Source organism: Streptomyces sp. NPDC007905, from assembly GCF_042959345.1.
Taxonomy (GTDB): Bacteria; Actinomycetota; Actinomycetes; order Streptomycetales; family Streptomycetaceae; genus Streptomyces.
On record NZ_JBIBKS010000015.1, the window covers coordinates 112,955 to 128,065 of the forward strand.

The 15,111-nt window shown below is 69.0% G+C and carries 14 protein-coding genes; 2 read left to right on the forward strand and 12 right to left on the reverse strand.

The window, feature by feature from the left end; translation table 11 throughout:
- Window positions 1–2: 2 nt before the first annotated feature.
- The 11 genes from nuoK to ACFZDC_RS25970 are packed head-to-tail and all read right to left on the reverse strand — an operon-like array spanning window position 3 to window position 10,858.
- On the reverse strand, window positions 3–302 hold the full coding sequence (nuoK, locus tag ACFZDC_RS25920) for an NADH-quinone oxidoreductase subunit NuoK (protein ID WP_391327508.1): 300 nt from the start codon (window positions 300–302) through the stop codon (window positions 3–5).
- Window positions 299–1,144 carry an NADH-quinone oxidoreductase subunit J gene (locus ACFZDC_RS25925; protein ID WP_391327510.1) on the reverse strand — a complete coding sequence of 282 codons (846 nt, stop codon included), beginning with the start codon at window positions 1,142–1,144 and terminating at the stop codon, window positions 299–301. The genes nuoK and ACFZDC_RS25925 overlap by 4 nt, the downstream gene beginning before the upstream one ends.
- Complete coding sequence (gene nuoI, locus ACFZDC_RS25930; protein ID WP_391327512.1) at window positions 1,141–1,782, reverse strand: NADH-quinone oxidoreductase subunit NuoI; 642 nt, start codon at window positions 1,780–1,782, stop codon at window positions 1,141–1,143. The genes ACFZDC_RS25925 and nuoI overlap by 4 nt, the downstream gene beginning before the upstream one ends.
- Entirely contained in the window at window positions 1,775–3,139 is a 1,365-nt protein-coding gene (gene nuoH, locus ACFZDC_RS25935) for an NADH-quinone oxidoreductase subunit NuoH (protein ID WP_391327514.1), read from the reverse strand. Before nuoH ends, nuoI begins: the two co-directional genes overlap by 8 nt.
- Window positions 3,136–5,640: an NADH-quinone oxidoreductase subunit G gene (locus ACFZDC_RS25940; protein ID WP_391327516.1), complete on the reverse strand. Its 2,505-nt coding sequence runs from the start codon at window positions 5,638–5,640 to the stop codon at window positions 3,136–3,138. Before ACFZDC_RS25940 ends, nuoH begins: the two co-directional genes overlap by 4 nt.
- On the reverse strand, window positions 5,637–6,986 hold the full coding sequence (gene nuoF / locus ACFZDC_RS25945) for an NADH-quinone oxidoreductase subunit NuoF (RefSeq protein ID WP_391327518.1): 1,350 nt from the start codon (window positions 6,984–6,986) through the stop codon (window positions 5,637–5,639). Before nuoF ends, ACFZDC_RS25940 begins: the two co-directional genes overlap by 4 nt.
- A complete protein-coding gene (nuoE, locus tag ACFZDC_RS25950; RefSeq protein ID WP_391327520.1) occupies window positions 6,983–7,852 on the reverse strand; it encodes an NADH-quinone oxidoreductase subunit NuoE in 870 nt (289 codons plus the stop codon). The genes nuoF and nuoE overlap by 4 nt, the downstream gene beginning before the upstream one ends.
- Complete coding sequence (locus ACFZDC_RS25955) at window positions 7,849–9,171, reverse strand: NADH-quinone oxidoreductase subunit D (RefSeq protein ID WP_391327522.1); 1,323 nt, start codon at window positions 9,169–9,171, stop codon at window positions 7,849–7,851. The genes nuoE and ACFZDC_RS25955 overlap by 4 nt, the downstream gene beginning before the upstream one ends.
- Window positions 9,168–9,932, reverse strand: coding sequence for an NADH-quinone oxidoreductase subunit C (locus ACFZDC_RS25960; RefSeq protein WP_391327524.1), 765 nt, complete (start codon window positions 9,930–9,932; stop codon window positions 9,168–9,170). The genes ACFZDC_RS25955 and ACFZDC_RS25960 overlap by 4 nt, the downstream gene beginning before the upstream one ends.
- Window positions 9,929–10,483, reverse strand: coding sequence for an NADH-quinone oxidoreductase subunit B family protein (locus tag ACFZDC_RS25965; RefSeq protein ID WP_009190037.1), 555 nt, complete (start codon window positions 10,481–10,483; stop codon window positions 9,929–9,931). The genes ACFZDC_RS25960 and ACFZDC_RS25965 overlap by 4 nt, the downstream gene beginning before the upstream one ends.
- 15 nt (window positions 10,484–10,498) lie before the next feature.
- On the reverse strand, window positions 10,499–10,858 hold the full coding sequence (locus ACFZDC_RS25970) for an NADH-quinone oxidoreductase subunit A (RefSeq protein WP_007383963.1): 360 nt from the start codon (window positions 10,856–10,858) through the stop codon (window positions 10,499–10,501).
- Between the two features lie 745 nt (window positions 10,859–11,603).
- Here ACFZDC_RS25970 and ACFZDC_RS25975 point away from each other — a divergent pair.
- Window positions 11,604–12,425, forward strand: a complete 822-nt coding sequence (locus ACFZDC_RS25975; protein WP_391327526.1) for an NlpC/P60 family protein — start codon at window positions 11,604–11,606, stop codon at window positions 12,423–12,425.
- A gap of 115 nt (window positions 12,426–12,540) precedes the next feature.
- Here ACFZDC_RS25975 and ACFZDC_RS25980 read toward each other — a convergent pair whose 3' ends face one another.
- Window positions 12,541–14,385: an FAD-dependent oxidoreductase gene (locus ACFZDC_RS25980; protein ID WP_391327528.1), complete on the reverse strand. Its 1,845-nt coding sequence runs from the start codon at window positions 14,383–14,385 to the stop codon at window positions 12,541–12,543.
- Window positions 14,386–14,475: 90 nt separating this feature from the next.
- Between ACFZDC_RS25980 and def the strand changes: the two genes are divergently transcribed.
- The gene (def, locus tag ACFZDC_RS25985; protein WP_391327530.1) at window positions 14,476–15,102 is read left to right on the forward strand and encodes a peptide deformylase; all 627 of its coding nucleotides are present in this window, start codon (window positions 14,476–14,478) and stop codon (window positions 15,100–15,102) included.
- Window positions 15,103–15,111 lie beyond the last annotated feature (9 nt).

Genomic DNA, 15,111 nt, shown 5'->3' on the forward strand with positions numbered 1-15,111 from the left:
CCTTACAGCTTCATCAGGCTGGTGTCGTCGACCGAGGCCGAGTGGCGGGTGCGGAACAGCGACACGATGATCGCGAGGCCCACCACGACCTCCGCGGCGGCGACGACCATCGTGAAGAAGGCGATGATCTGGCCGTCGAGGTTGCCGTGCATCCGGGAGAAGACGACGAACGCGAGGTTGCAGGCGTTGAGCATCAGCTCGATGCACATGAACACGACGATCGCGTTGCGCCGGATCAGCACCCCGGTCGCGCCGATGGTGAACAGCAGGGCGGCGAGATAGAGGTAGTTGACGGGGTTCACTTCGACGCCTCCTCGGGCCGCTTGAACGTCGTCGGCTCGATCGCGGTCCGCTCCAGGCGCTCCTCGGCGCGCTGTTCCAGGGCCCGCAGGTCGTTGAGCGCCTCTGCGGACACGTCACGGATCTGACCGCGCTCGCGCAGCGTCTTGTTCACGGTCAGCTCCGACGGTGTGCCGTCGGGCAGCAGGCCCGCGATGTCCACGGCGTTGTGCCGGGCGTAGACGCCCGGGGCGGGCAGCGGGGGAATGTGCTTGCCCTCGCGGATGCGCTGCTCGGACAGTTCCCGCTGTGTCTTGGCACGTTCGGTGCGCTCGCGGTGGGTGAGCACCATGGCGCCGACGGTGGCCGTGATCAGCAGGGCGCCGGTGATTTCGAAGGCGAAGACGTACTTCGTGAAGATGAGGGTAGCGAGGCCCTCCACGTTGCCGTTCGCGTTCGCCTGACCGGTGCCGTTGAACTCCTTCAGGGAGGCGTTCCCGATGCCCGCGAGCAGCAGGACGCCGAAGCCGGCTCCGCACAGGAGGGCCAGCCACCGCTGACCCCTGATGGTCTCCTTCAGCGAGTCCGCGGCCGTGACGCCGACGAGCATCACCACGAACAGGAACAGCATCATGATCGCGCCGGTGTAGACGACGATCTGCACGATCCCGAGGAAGTAGGCACCGTTGGCGAGGTAGAACACGGCCAGAACGATCATGGTTCCGGCGAGACTGAGCGCGCTGTGCACGGCCTTCTTCATGAAGACGGTGCCCAGGGCGCCGAGCACCGCGACGGTGCCGAGGACCCAGAACTGGAAGGCCTCACCGGTGGAGGTGGTGTAGGCGGCGAGTTGCTGCGCGCTCATCGACCGATCACCTCCTCCGACGCCGGTTCCTGCTCGCCGAAGGTGGACGCGGCCTCCTGCGGCACCTCGCCCTTGGTCACGGCGACCTGCCGTACGGTCCCCGGCGCCGCCTCCGTCACCAGGCCGCGGTAGTAGTCCTGTTCGTCGGTCCCGGGGAAGATCGCGTGGGGCGTGTCGACCATGCCCTCTTCTAGGCCGGCGAGCAGCTGCTCCTTGGTGTAGATGAGGTTGGCGCGGCTCGAGTCGGCCAGTTCGAACTCGTTGGTCATCGTCAGCGCGCGCGTGGGGCACGCCTCGATGCACAGCCCGCACAGGATGCAGCGGGCGTAGTTGATCTGGTACACGCGGCCGTACCGCTCGCCCGGGGAGTAGCGCTCTTCGTCGGTGTTGTCGGCGCCCTCCACGTAGATGGCGTCGGCGGGGCAGGCCCAGGCGCACAGCTCGCAGCCGATGCACTTCTCCAGGCCGTCCGGATGGCGGTTGAGCTGGTGCCGTCCGTGGAACCGCGGGGCCGTGGTCTTCTGCTGCTCCGGGTACTGCTCGGTCAGCCGCTTCTTGAACATGGCCTTGAAGGTCACGCCGAAGCCGGCCACCGGGTTCTGGAAACCGGGCTTGGTCTCCTTGGGCTCCTCAGCCATCGGACGCCTCCTTTCCATCCGTAGATCCGTCACTGACAGTGTCCGGCCCACCACTGACAATCAGCTCCCCCGCGCGGCGCGAGCGGCGCCTCGGTACCGGCGGCAGCTCCTGTCCGGGCAGTGGCGGCACGGGGAACCCGCCCGCCATCGGGTCGAATCCGGCCGGCTGGGCGGCCGGCTGCTCGACCGTCTTCGCCTTCTCGCGGAACATGTCGGCGACGAAGGAGATCAGCAGCAGGGCGAGCACGCCGCCGCCGACGTAGAGGGCGATGTCGGCGAAGTCGTAGTGCTCGTTGCGCAGGACCCGCACGGTCGCGACGAGCATCAGCCAGGTCACCGAGACCGGGATGAGGACCTTCCAGCCGAGCTTCATCAGCTGGTCGTAGCGGACGCGCGGGAGCGTGCCGCGCAGCCAGATGAAGAAGAACAGCAGCAGCTGGACCTTGATGACGAACCAGAGCAGCGGCCACCAGCCGTGGTTCGCACCCTCCCAGAAGGTGCTGATCGGCCACGGGGCTCGCCAGCCGCCGAGGAACAGGGTGGCCGACACGGCCGAGACCGTCACCATGTTCACGTACTCGGCGAGCATGAACATCGCGAACTTGATGGACGAGTACTCGGTGTTGAAGCCGCCGACCAGGTCGCCCTCGGACTCCGGCATGTCGAAGGGGGCGCGGTTGGTCTCGCCGACCATCGTGACGATGTAGAGGATGAACGAGACCGGCAGCAGCAGGATGTACCAGCGGTCGTGCTGCTGCTCGACGATGGTCGACGTCGACATCGACCCGGAGTAGAGGAACACGGAGGCGAACGCGGCACCCATGGCGATCTCGTAGGAGATCATCTGGGCGCAGGAGCGCAGGCCGCCGAGCAGCGGGTAGGTGGATCCGGAACTCCAACCCGCGAGGACGATGCCGTAGATGCCGACGGAGGCGACCGCGAGGATGTAGAGCATCGCGATCGGCAGGTCGGTGAGCTGCATCGTGGTCCGTGTGCCGAAGATCGAGATCTCGTCGTCGGCCGGCCCGAAGGGGATCACCGCGATCGCCATGAAGGCCGGGATGGCCGCGACGATCGGCGCGAGGACGTAGACCACCTTGTCCGCGCGCTTGACGATGAGGTCTTCTTTGAGCATCAGCTTCACGCCGTCGGCGAGCGACTGGAGCATGCCCCAGGGGCCGTGCCGGTTGGGGCCGATACGCAGCTGCATCCAGGCGACGACCTTGCGCTCCCAGACGATGGAGAAGAGCACGGTCACCATCAGGAAGGCGAAGCAGAAGACGGCCTTGATGACGACCAGCCACCAGGGGTCGCGGCCGAACATCGAGAGGTCTTCAGCGGCGAGGTACGGGCTCATGCCTCCACCTCCTTGGGGGTCTCTTCGGCAAGTGCCGCCGGGCCGATGCGGACGAGGGAGCCGGGCGTGGCCCCGGTGTCGGAGGCGACGCCGCCGCCGACGGAGTTCAGCGGGAGCCAGACCACACGGTCGGGCATCTCGGTGATCTGGAGGGGGAGTTCGACGGTGCCCCTGGGGCCGGTGACGGTGAGGCCGTCGCCGTCCTCGACGCCCGCCTCGGCGGCCGTCGCCGGCGACAGGCGCGCGCGTGCGGCGTGCCGGGTTCCGGCGAGCGCCTCGTCGCCCTCCTGCAGGACGCCTTGGTCGAGCAGCAGCCGATGGCCGGCGAGTACGGCCTCTCCGGGGGCCGGACGCGGCAGCACTCCGGCGGACTCCAGGGGCTCGGAGGCCCGCGGGCCGTCCCAGGAACCGAGCCGGTCGATCTCGGCGCGCGTGGTGCGCAGATCGGGCAGGCCCAGGTGGACGTCCATGGCGTCGGCCAGCATCTGCAGCACGCGCCCGTCGGTCGGAGCGAGGCGGCGGGTCATCTGGTCGGGCTTGAGCGCGGCTTCGAAGAAGCGCACCCTGCCCTCCCAGTTGAGGAAGGTGCCGGCCTTCTCGGCGACCGCGGCGACCGGGAGGACGACGTCGGCGTGCTCGGTGACCTCGCTGGGCCGCAGCTCCAGCGAGACCAGGAAGCCGACGCTTCCGAACGCCTCGCGCGCGCGTGCCGGGTCGGGCAGGTCGGCGGCCTCCACGCCCGCGACCACGAGGGCCGACAGTTCGCCGGTGGCGGCGGCCTCGATGATGTGGTGGGTGTCGCGTCCGTAGCGCAGGGGCAGTTCGGCGAGGCCCCAGGCCGCGGCGACCTCCTCCCGCGCGCGCGGGTCGGTCGCCGGGCGGCCGCCCGGCAGCAGCGACGGCAGCGCCCCCATCTCTACGGCGCCGCGCTCGCCGGCACGCCGCGGGATCCACACCAGCTGGGCGCCGGTCGCGTTGGCGGCCCGTACGGCGGCGGTGAGTCCCCCGGCGACTGCGGCGAGCCGCTCTCCTACGACGATCACCGCGCCCTCACTGCGCAGCGCCTCGGCGGCCCGCGTGCCGGGGTCCTCCAGGCCGACGCCGCTCGCGAGGGCGTCCAGCCACTCGGTCTCGGTGCCGGGAGCGGCCGGCAGCAGTGTGCCGCCCGCCTTCTCCAGGCCTCGGGTGGGGTGGGTGGCCAGCGCGAACACCTGCTGCTTGCGGCTGCGCCAGGCCTTGCGCAGCCGCAGGAAGACGCCGGGCGCCTCCTCCTCCGACTCGAACCCGACGAGCAGGACGGCGGGTGCCTTCTCCAGGGAGGTGTACGTGACGCCCGTCCCGTCGAGGTCACGGCCGCGACCGGCCACCCACGCCGCCAGGAAGTCGGTCTCCTCGCCGCTGTGCACGCGCGCGCGGAAGTCGATGTCGTTCGTGTCGAGCGCCACGCGGGCGAACTTGCTGTACGCGTAGGCGTCCTCGACGGTCAGGCGGCCGCCGATGAGGACACCGGCCCGGGACCGGGCGCCGGTCAGCCCGCGCGCGGCCGCTTCCAGCGCTTCCGGCCAGGAGGCGGGCTCCAGGACGCCGTCGGCGTTGCGCACGAGCGGGGTGTCGAGGCGATCCCTGAGCTGCGCGTACCGGAACGCGAAGCGTCCCTTGTCGCAGATCCACTCCTCGTTGACCTCGGGGTCGTTGGCGGCGAGCCGTCGCATGACCTTGCCGCGCCGGTGGTCGGTGCGGGTGGCGCAGCCGCCGGAGCAGTGCTCGCACACCGACGGCGAGGAGACCAGGTCGAAGGGGCGGGAGCGGAAGCGATAGGCCGCCGAGGTGAGGGCGCCGACCGGGCAGATCTGGATGGTGTTCCCGGAGAAGTACGACTCGAACGGGTCACCTTCGCCGGTGCCGACCTGCTGGAGTGCGCCCCGCTCGAGCAGTTCGATCATCGGGTCGCCCGCGATCTGGTTGGAGAACCGGGTGCAGCGGGCGCACAGCACGCACCGCTCGCGGTCGAGGAGCACCTGCGTGGAGATGGGGACGGGCTTCTCGTAGGTCCGCTTGCGGCCCTCGAAGCGGGACTCCGCGTTGCCGTGCGACATGGCCTGGTTCTGCAGCGGACACTCGCCGCCCTTGTCGCAGACGGGGCAGTCCAGCGGATGGTTGATGAGCAGCAGCTCCATCACGCCGTGCTGGGCCTTCTCGGCCACGGGGGACGTGAGGTGGGTCTTCACCACCATTCCGTCCGTGCACGTGATCGTGCAGGACGCCATCGGCTTGCGCTGGCCCTCGACCTCGACGATGCACTGGCGGCAGGCGCCGGCCGGGTCCAGGAGGGGGTGGTCACAGAAGCGGGGGATCTCGATGCCGAGCTGCTCGGCGGCCCGGATGACCAGGGTGCCCTTGGGCACGCTGATCTCGATGCCGTCGATCGTCAGCGTGACGAGGTCCTCCGGCGGGACCGCCGCCTCTCCCCCTCCTGTGGGGGCGCTGGTGGTCACGGTCATGCGTTCACCTCCGGGCGGTCCGCCCAGGCCGTCGACTTGGCCGGGTCGAAGGGGCAGCCCCGGCCCGTGATGTGCTGCTCGTACTCCTCGCGGAAGTACTTCAACGAGGAGAAGATCGGGGATGCGGCGCCGTCACCGAGGGCGCAGAAGGACTTGCCGTTGATGTTGTCGGCGATGTCGTTCAGCTTGTCGAGGTCGGACATGACGCCCTTGCCGGCCTCGATGTCCCGCAGCAACTGCACCAGCCAGTACGTCCCCTCGCGGCACGGCGTGCACTTGCCGCAGGACTCGTGGGCGTAGAACTCGGTCCAGCGGGTCACCGCCCGCACCACGCAGGTCGTCTCGTCGAAGCACTGCAGGGCCTTCGTGCCGAGCATGGAACCCGCGGCGCCCACTCCTTCGTAGTCAAGAGGGACGTCGAGGTGCTCGTCGGTGAACATCGGCGTCGAGGAGCCGCCCGGCGTCCAGAACTTGAGGCGGTGCCCGGGGCGCATCCCGCCGCTCATGTCGAGCAGCTGGCGGAGGGTGACGCCGAGCGGCGCCTCGTACTGGCCGGGGCTCGCGACGTGACCGCTGAGCGAGTAGAGCGTGAAGCCGGGCGACTTCTCGCTTCCCATCGACCTGAACCAGTCCTTGCCGTTTTTCAGGATGGCGGGAACTGACGCGATCGATTCGACGTTATTCACCACAGTCGGACAGGCGTAGAGGCCTTCCACCGCAGGGAAGGGGGGACGAAGCCGCGGTTGACCACGGCGGCCTTCGAGCGAGTCCAGCAGTGCGGTCTCCTCACCGCAGATGTACGCGCCGGCGCCGGCGTGCACGGTGAGTTCGAGGTCGAGTCCGCTGCCCATGATGTTCTCGCCGAGATAGCCCGCCGCGTAGGCCTCGCGCACGGCCTCGTGCAACCGCCGCAGAACGGGGACGACTTCACCCCGCAGGTAGATGAATGCATGCGACGACCTGATGGCGTAACACGCGATCACAATGCCCTCGATGAGGCTGTGCGGGTTCGCGAAGAGGAGCGGGATGTCCTTGCACGTCCCGGGCTCCGACTCGTCGGCGTTGACAACTAGATAGTGCGGTTTTCCATCACCCTGGGGAATGAACTGCCACTTCATTCCCGTCGGGAATCCCGCGCCGCCGCGCCCGCGCAGACCGGAGTCCTTGACGTACGCGATCAGGTCGTCCGGCGACATGGCGAGCGCCTTGCGGAGCCCCTCGTACCCTTCGTGCCTCCGGTAGACGTCCAGAGTCCAGGACCGGTCCTCGTCCCAGAAGGCCGACAGCACGGGTGCGAGCAGCTTCTCGGGGCTCGAGTCCTTGAGTTCGGGTGCCACGGTCATCACTCCCCCTCCTCGGCGGTAGGCCCGGCCGGGTGGTCGGGGTCGGAGACCGATGTGTCCTGCGGCGCGTCATGAGAACTGAGGTGCTCGGCCGGCGACGGCTCGTGCACCCGGTCCTGCGGTCCGTCGTGCGGACCGCCGTCGCGCGGATGGACCACGCGTGCGGGTGCGGCCTCTCCCCTTGCCAGGCGAAGGCCCACCAGCGAAGCGGGTCCCGCACTGCCGCTCTCCTCGACGGCCCCTGGCCGCTCGTCGGGGAAGCCGGCCAGGATCCGCGCGGTCTCCTTGAACGTGCACAGCCGCGCCCCGCGGGTGGGCTGCACGGGCCGTCCCGCGCGCAGGTCGTCGACCAGGCCCTTGGCGCTGCCCGGGGTCTGGTTGTCGAAGAACTCCCAGTTGACCATCACGACCGGCGCGAAGTCGCAGGCCGCGTTGCACTCGATGTGCTCCAGGGTGACCTTGCCGTCGTCGGTGGTCTCTCCGTTGCCGACGCCCAGGTGCTCCTGGAGGGTCTCGAAGATCGCGTCGCCGCCCATCACCGCGCACAGCGTGTTGGTGCACACGCCCACCTGGTAGTCACCGGAGGGCTTGCGGCGGTACATGGTGTAGAAGGTGGCGACGGCCGTGACCTCAGCCGTTGTCAGGCCCAGCATGTCCGCGCAGAAGTGCATTCCGGTGCGCGTGACATGGCCCTCCTCCGACTGCACGAGGTGGAGCAGCGGCAGCAGGGCGGACCGGGAGTCGGGGTAGCGCGCGATCACCTCGCGCGCGTCCGCCTCCAGCCGGGCCCGGACGTCGTCCGGGTACGCGGGTGCGGGCAGTTCGGGCATGCCCAGGCTGACGCCCCGCTCCGAAGAACTGGTGGTCACCGGTCGACACCTCCCATCACGGGGTCGATGGACGCGACGGCGACGATGACGTCGGCGACCTGGCCGCCCTCGCACATCGCCGCCATGGCCTGCAGGTTGGTGAAGGACGGGTCGCGGAAGTGGACCCGGTAGGGGCGGGTGCCTCCGTCGGAGACGGCGTGCACCCCGAGTTCGCCCTTGGGTGACTCGACGGCCGCGTACGCCTGTCCCGGCGGTACGCGGAAGCCCTCGGTGACCAGCTTGAAGTGGTGGATCAGGGCCTCCATGGAGGTGCCCATGATCTTCTTGATGTGGTCGAGGGAGTTGCCGAGTCCGTCGGGTCCCAGGGCGAGCTGGGCGGGCCAGGCGATCTTCTTGTCGGCGACCATGACCGGGCCGGGCTGGAGCCGGTCCAGGCACTGCTCGACGATCCCGAGCGACTGGCGCATCTCCTCCAGGCGGATCAGGAAGCGGCCGTAGGCGTCGCAGGAGTCGGCGGTCGGGACGTCGAAGTCGTACGTCTCGTAGTCGCAGTACGGCTGTGTCTTGCGCAGGTCGTGCGGCAGGCCGGTGGAGCGCAGGATCGGGCCCGTCGCGCCGAGGGCCATGCAGCCGGCCAGGTCGAGGTAGCCGATGTCCTGCATGCGCGCCTTGAAGATGGGGTTCCCGGTGGCGAGCTTGTCGTACTCCGGGAGGTTCTTCTTCATCTTCTTCACGAATTCGCGGATCTGGTCCACCGCGCCGGGCGGCAGGTCCTGGGCGAGTCCGCCGGGCCGGATGTACGCGTGGTTCATCCTGAGGCCCGTGATGAGCTCGTAGATGTCGAGAATCATTTCACGATCACGGAATCCGTAGATCATGATCGTGGTGGCGCCGAGCTCCATGCCGCCGGTGGCGATGCACACCAGGTGGGAGGAGAGCCGGTTGAGCTCCATCAGGAGTACCCGGATGATCTTGGCGCGCTCGGTGATCCGGTCCTCGATGCCGAGCAGCTTCTCGACGGCGAGACAGTAGGCGGTCTCGTTGAAGAAGGACGTGAGGTAGTCCATGCGCGTCACGAACGTGGTGCCCTGCGTCCATGTGCGGAACTCGAGGTTCTTCTCGATGCCGGTGTGGAGATAGCCGATGCCGCACCGGGCCTCGGTGACCGTCTCGCCCTCGATCTCCAGGATCAGGCGGAGCACTCCATGGGTGGACGGGTGCTGGGGACCCATGTTGACGACGATGCGCTCGTCGTCGGCGCGGGCCGCGGACTGGACGATCTCGTCCCAGTCGCCACCGGTGACCGTATATACGGTGCCCTCGGTGGTCTCGCGGGCGGATGCTGACTGCGTGCTCACGAGTACGACCTCCGCTGGTCCGGAGCCGGGATCTGGGCGCCCTTGTACTCGACGGGGATGCCGCCGAGGGGGTAGTCCTTGCGCTGCGGGTGGCCCTGCCAGTCGTCCGGCATCATGATCCGCGTCAGGGCCGGGTGACCGTCGAAGACGATTCCGAAGAAGTCGTAGGTCTCGCGCTCGTGCCAGTCGTTGGTCGGATAGACGCCGACCAGGGACGGGATGCGCGGCTCGCTGTCGGGGGCGCTGACCTCGAGCCGGATGAGCCGGTTGTGGGTGATCGAGCGCAGGTGGTAGACGGCGTGCAGCTCGCGGCCCTTGTCGTGCGGGTAGTGCACACCGCTGACGCCCGTACACAGCTCGAAGCGCAGGGCCGGGTCGTCGCGCAGGGTGCGGGCGACGCGGACCAGGTGCTCGCGTTCGATGTGGAAGGTGAGCTCGCCCCGGTCGACGACCGTCTTCTCGATGGCGTTGTCGGGGAGGAGTCCCTGTTCCTCCAGGGCGCCCTCCAGCTCGTCGGCGACCTCGTCGAACCAGCCGCCGTAGGGCCGGGCCGCCGGTCCCGGGAGTCGGACCGAGCGGACCAGGCCGCCGTAGCCGGAGGTGTCGCCGCCGTTGTCGGCGCCGAACATGCCGCGCTGGACGCGGATCTCCTCGCCGCCCTGGCCGCGCTGGCCGGGGAGGTTGGAGGCGGCGAGATCCTTCTCGGGGTTCACCCCGTTCGCGGACCCGTTCGCGCCGTTGGTGCCGTTCGCGTCGCTCACCGCAGCAGCCCCTTCATCTCGATCGTGGGCAGGGCCTTGAGCGCCGCCTCCTCCGCCTCACGGGCCGCTTCCTCGGCGTTCACGCCGAGCTTGGTGGACTGGATCTTCTGGTGGAGCTTGAGGATCGCGTCCATCAGCATCTCGGGCCGGGGCGGGCAGCCGGGGAGATAGATGTCGACCGGGACGATGTGGTCGACGCCCTGGACGATCGCGTAGTTGTTGAACATGCCGCCCGAGGAGGCACAGACGCCCATGGAGATCACCCACTTCGGGTTGGGCATCTGGTCGTAGACCTGCCTGAGCACCGGCGCCATCTTCTGGCTGACCCGGCCGGCGACGATCATCAGGTCCGCCTGGCGCGGCGAGCCGCGGAAGACCTCCATGCCGAAGCGCGCGAGGTCGTAGCGGCCGGCGCCGGTGGTCATCATCTCGATGGCGCAGCAGGCCAGGCCGAAGGTGGCCGGGAAGACGGACGCCTTGCGCACCCAGCCCGCGGCCTGCTCGACGGTGGTCAGCAGGAAGCCGCTCGGCAGCTTTTCTTCGAGTCCCATGTCTCTAAAAGCCCCTCAGTCCCATTCCAGGCCGCCGCGCCGCCATACGTACGCGTACGCGACGAAGACGGTGAGCACGAAGAGCAGCATCTCCACGAGCCCGAATACACCCAGGGCGTCGAAGGTGACGGCCCAGGGGTAGAGGAAGACGATCTCGATGTCGAAGACGATGAAGAGCATCGCCGTCAGGTAGTACTTGATGGGGAAGCGCCCGCCGCCGGCCGGCGTGGGGGTCGGCTCGATACCGCACTCGTAGGCCTCGAGCTTGGCCCGGTTGTACCGCTTCGGACCGATCAGCGTGGCCATGACCACGGAGAAGATCGCAAAGCCTGCCCCGAGGGCTCCCAGTACGAGGATGGGCGCATAGGCGTTCACCGCTCCTCGCTCCTCTCAGTCGGCACTGACTGCTGGCGGTTGCACTGGGCTCACATCCGCCTCACCGGTCCCTCGAGCCCCGCTCGTCCCGGGCGAAGATCGAGAATATGTGAAGCAGGTCACAAGCCCAACTGACTCGCATCTTATGCCTGCCGCTCTGTGATCTGCGACACGGGGTATTGCACAAGCTTTGTGATCTCCACCACCTGACGAAGGATCATGAAGTCGGATGATGAGTGATCTTCGTACGCGAAGCGTTCAGCTGATCACCAGAAGTGACATTTTCGCTCGTCATCGCAGGCCACAGAAGGCGTCTCCATATCAAGAGAGTTCCGTTGCATGCAAATTGGTGCTGGGCGCTGCGCACTGCTAGAGGGACGCGTTCACACATCAGAGGGAGGTCCGGGACGGGATGTGGACGCGGTGCGAATGCGTGCACGCGTTCACGAGCGGCCGACCGCGCGAGACGCCACCCTCCGGGTAGCCATTCCGTGACCTCCGCCACATCCATGAGAGGCGCCTGAGAACGGGGCTTGGCCATCGACCCCAACCGATGGTAGGTGCGGGGCAATTCGGACTTAATGATCAAAGGCCGTGATCAAGGGCTTGATCGCGAGGGTCCGCAATGTCCGTTACGGCGTCAATAAAGAGCGCCACACCCAGGATTTGTGGTCTCGATTGAGCAACTGTGGCGCAGCACACGTTTCTTGAAGATATGAAGGAGCCCCTGATACCGGTTGTTCCCATGCCCCACACCGCTCACATACGTAGCCACCGGAAGCCCCGCCGCAGCGCGTCCACGATCGCGATGCGGGCCGGAGTCGCCGGTGGCGTCCTCAGCACCCTGGCAGTCGCCGGGGCGTCCGGTTCGGCGAACGCTGCCGAGCCGGTGACGCAGACCCTCGAACTGCCCACCCTGACGGCCGACCTGGCCGCTCAGGTCGCCCAGTCCGCGGACGCCACGCAGCAGGCCGCCGCGAACTACCAGCTGCAGGCCGAGCGTGACGCGGCCGCCGCAAACGCCGCCAAGCAGGCCAAGTCGGACCTCGCCGAGGCGAAGCAGAAGGCGGCGGAGGCGAAGAAGAAGGCCCAGGAGGCCGCCCGCAAGGCCGCCGCCGCGCGCGCCTCCCGCAACGCGGAGCGGACGACACTCTCCACCACGGCGGGCACCAGCACCTCCGCCAGCACCTCCACGAGCACGTCCACGGCCACCGGTTCGGCCGCGGCCGTCGTCTCCTTCGTGAAGGCGCAGATCGGCAAGGCGTACGTCTCCGGCGCCACCGGCCCCTCGGCCTACGACTGCTCCGGCCTGGTGCAGACCGCCTTCAAGCAGGTGGGCATCAGCCTGCCGCGCGTCTCCCAGGACCAGTCGACGGCCGGCACCCAGGTGTCGCTGAGCAACCTGCAGCCGGGCGACATCCTGTACTGGGGCAGCGCGGGCAGCGCGTACCACGTCGCGGTGTACGTGGGCGACGGCATGTTCGTCGGCGCGCAGAACCCGTCCAGCGGCGTCGGGGAGCACCCGCTGTCGTACGACCCGCCGACCGGCGCCGTGCGGGTGCTCTGAGCACTCGGCACGCCTCTCACGCGCGTAGGGCCGCAGCCGCTCGGGGGCAGCGGCCCTTCCGCGTATCCCTCGCCTTCATTTTCAGGTCGACACGGGCGGGTTCGCCCCATACGGTTCATCCCAGGTCGAAGGTGTTGGGCAGCCCCAGCCGGTAGCGCAGTTCGTCGACACGTTTGAGGGGCTCCATCTCGGGCGGGCGGTACAGCTCCCAGATCCGGCAGCGCGCCATGCCCGAATTGTCCGCGTCCAGGAGTGCGTTGACGGCCCGTCGCGCGGACTCGTTGGCGCCCTCCATCGTCGCGAGGTCCACATCCGTCCGGACGTAGTCCCCGGCGAGGAAGAAGTTGGGCACCGCCGTCTTCGCCGACGGGCGGTTGTACAGCGTGCCCGTGGGGTGGATGAGGAGCTGTTCGCGGTTCTGCGGGTCGGGGCCGCCCAGGGCGGTCACCGCGGGGTCCATGAACCAGCCGAGCCGGTCCTCGTCCCTGAGCGTCGTCTTGCCGGAGTCGTTCACCCCGTCCTTCAGCTGGGCCCAGAGCTCGGCGACGATCTCGTCCTTGGTGCACGCGCGGGCCGTTTTGCCATACAGGATGCCCGGCTTGTCCCACTCGGAGATGATCACGGAGAGGCAGTCGTGGGCCTGTCCGTCCCCGTAGTCACTCGAAAAGTCCCGTACGTCCCAGAACTGGGCCTGGCCGATGCCCGTCACCGCCCAGGGTGAGTCGAGGCAGTTGACGTGCCCGTGGACCACGGGTGTGGGTGTACGCAGATAGAACTGGACACCGGTCATCCAGTCGGTCTTCAGCGCGTCGCACCGGCCCAGCTGGGGATCGGCGGCGCGCAGGGCGGGCCCCCAGGTCGCACGGGCGTGTTCGACGGGCATCGCGGAGACGTAGTGGTCGGCGGTGATCGTGCGCTCCCGGCCTCCGTCACGGGCCGACACGCGCACGCCGGTCACCCGGCCGCCCTCGTGGATCACCTCCCGCACCTGTGTCCCGAGGACGAACTGGACGCCGAGCGAGCGCAGGTGCGCCTCCCAGGGGTCGATCCAGGCCTCGTTGGTCGGGGCGTTGAGGACGCGGTCGATGTCCGCGTCGCCGTCCATGCCCCGGCCGAGCAGGCCCCACAGGAGCAGGGCCTCGATGATGACGCGGCCGACCGTGCGGGTGGAGGCGATCTCGGCGCGGGTCGCCACCAGGTTGCGGGTCTGACCGATGCCGAGGAGGACCTGGTACTCGCCGCTCATCTCGCCGGCCCTGATGAAGTCCCACCACGCCGTCTTCTCCCACTGGTCCTCACGGCGCGCGTCGCAGCTGGTGAGGTGGACCAGCACACGGTCGGCGAAGTAGGCGGCCTCGTGGGCCGGGAGGCGGGTGCCGAGGTCCAGGACGGACAGGATCTGGTCGCGGAGCCAGGACGGGGTGATGTCGCCGGGCGCGGGCGGGGTGGTGACGCGCCGCAGGGGGAAGTGCAGGTCCGGCCGGCCGGAGCCGCGGGCGAACAGGGCCTCCGTGCCGCTGCGGAGGTTGCCGTGGACGCCGCCGGCGTTGCCGGGCACGGGGATGCGGCGCATGGTGTCCGGCAGGTTCCGGTAGAAGCCGGGGAAGAAGCGGAAACCGTGTTCGCCGGGGAGCGGTGTGCGGCCGCCGGCGCCCGTGCCGGGGACGTCCATCGAGCGGGCCTTGCCGCCGAGGTGGTCGTAGTACTCGTAGACGGTGACGGCGTAGCCGCGTTCGGCGAGTTCCTGGGCGGCGCTGAGCCCGGAGACTCCGCCGCCGAGCACGGCGACCCGCTTGCCGGCGGCCGGGGTCGCCGCGGCCGCCGGTGAGGCCGCCCCTGAGGCGGCGGCACCGGCCGCACCGGCGGCGAACGTTCCCGCGGCCGCCGTCAGGAAGCCTCTCCGGGAGGGCCCGACGTGTCCGACGTGTCCCTGTGGCTGCTCCGCGTGTTCTGTTGTCATGAGAACCGGAGGGTAGGGAGGGGCTCCGGTTGCCGGAAGCCCGCGCCCCTGTCACCCACAGCATCCTCACAAACACAGGGAGACACGGTCATGCCGAGTGTGTTCGTTCAAGGCGCCCCCGCCGACCACTACCCGCGCTACGCCCCCGAGGCCGGGCGCGGTGCGGTGCGCCGGATCACCGAGGTCGGCGAGGAGGTCCTGCACAGGCCCTGCCGGGACGTCACCGAGTTCGGGCCCGACCTCGCCGCGCTCATCGACGACATGTTCCTCACCATGTACGTCGCCGAGGGAGCGGGACTGGCGGCGAATCAGGTGGGGGTCGATCTGCGCCTGTTCGTGTACGACTGCCCCGATGACGACGGAATCCGGCATGTCGGGCACATTGTCAATCCGGTACTGGAATCTCCCCCCGCCGGGCGGCGGCTGATCGACGAGGACGAGGGGTGCCTGTCCGTGCCGGGTGCCGTGATGGCCGTACCGCGGCCCGAGCATGCCGTCGTGCGCGGGCAGGACAAGGACGACGGCCCCCTTCTCATCGAGGGCACGGGGTACTTCGCGCGCTGCCTCGCTCACGAGACCGACCACACCAACGGCCACATCTACCTGGACCGGCTCTCGAAGCGGGAGAAAAAGGACGCGCTGCGGCAGATGGCGGACCGGCGGGACGAGGTGTTCGCCCGCCGGGCCGCCAGGGTCGAGGAGCTGAGCCGGGCCTAGCCCCCGTCG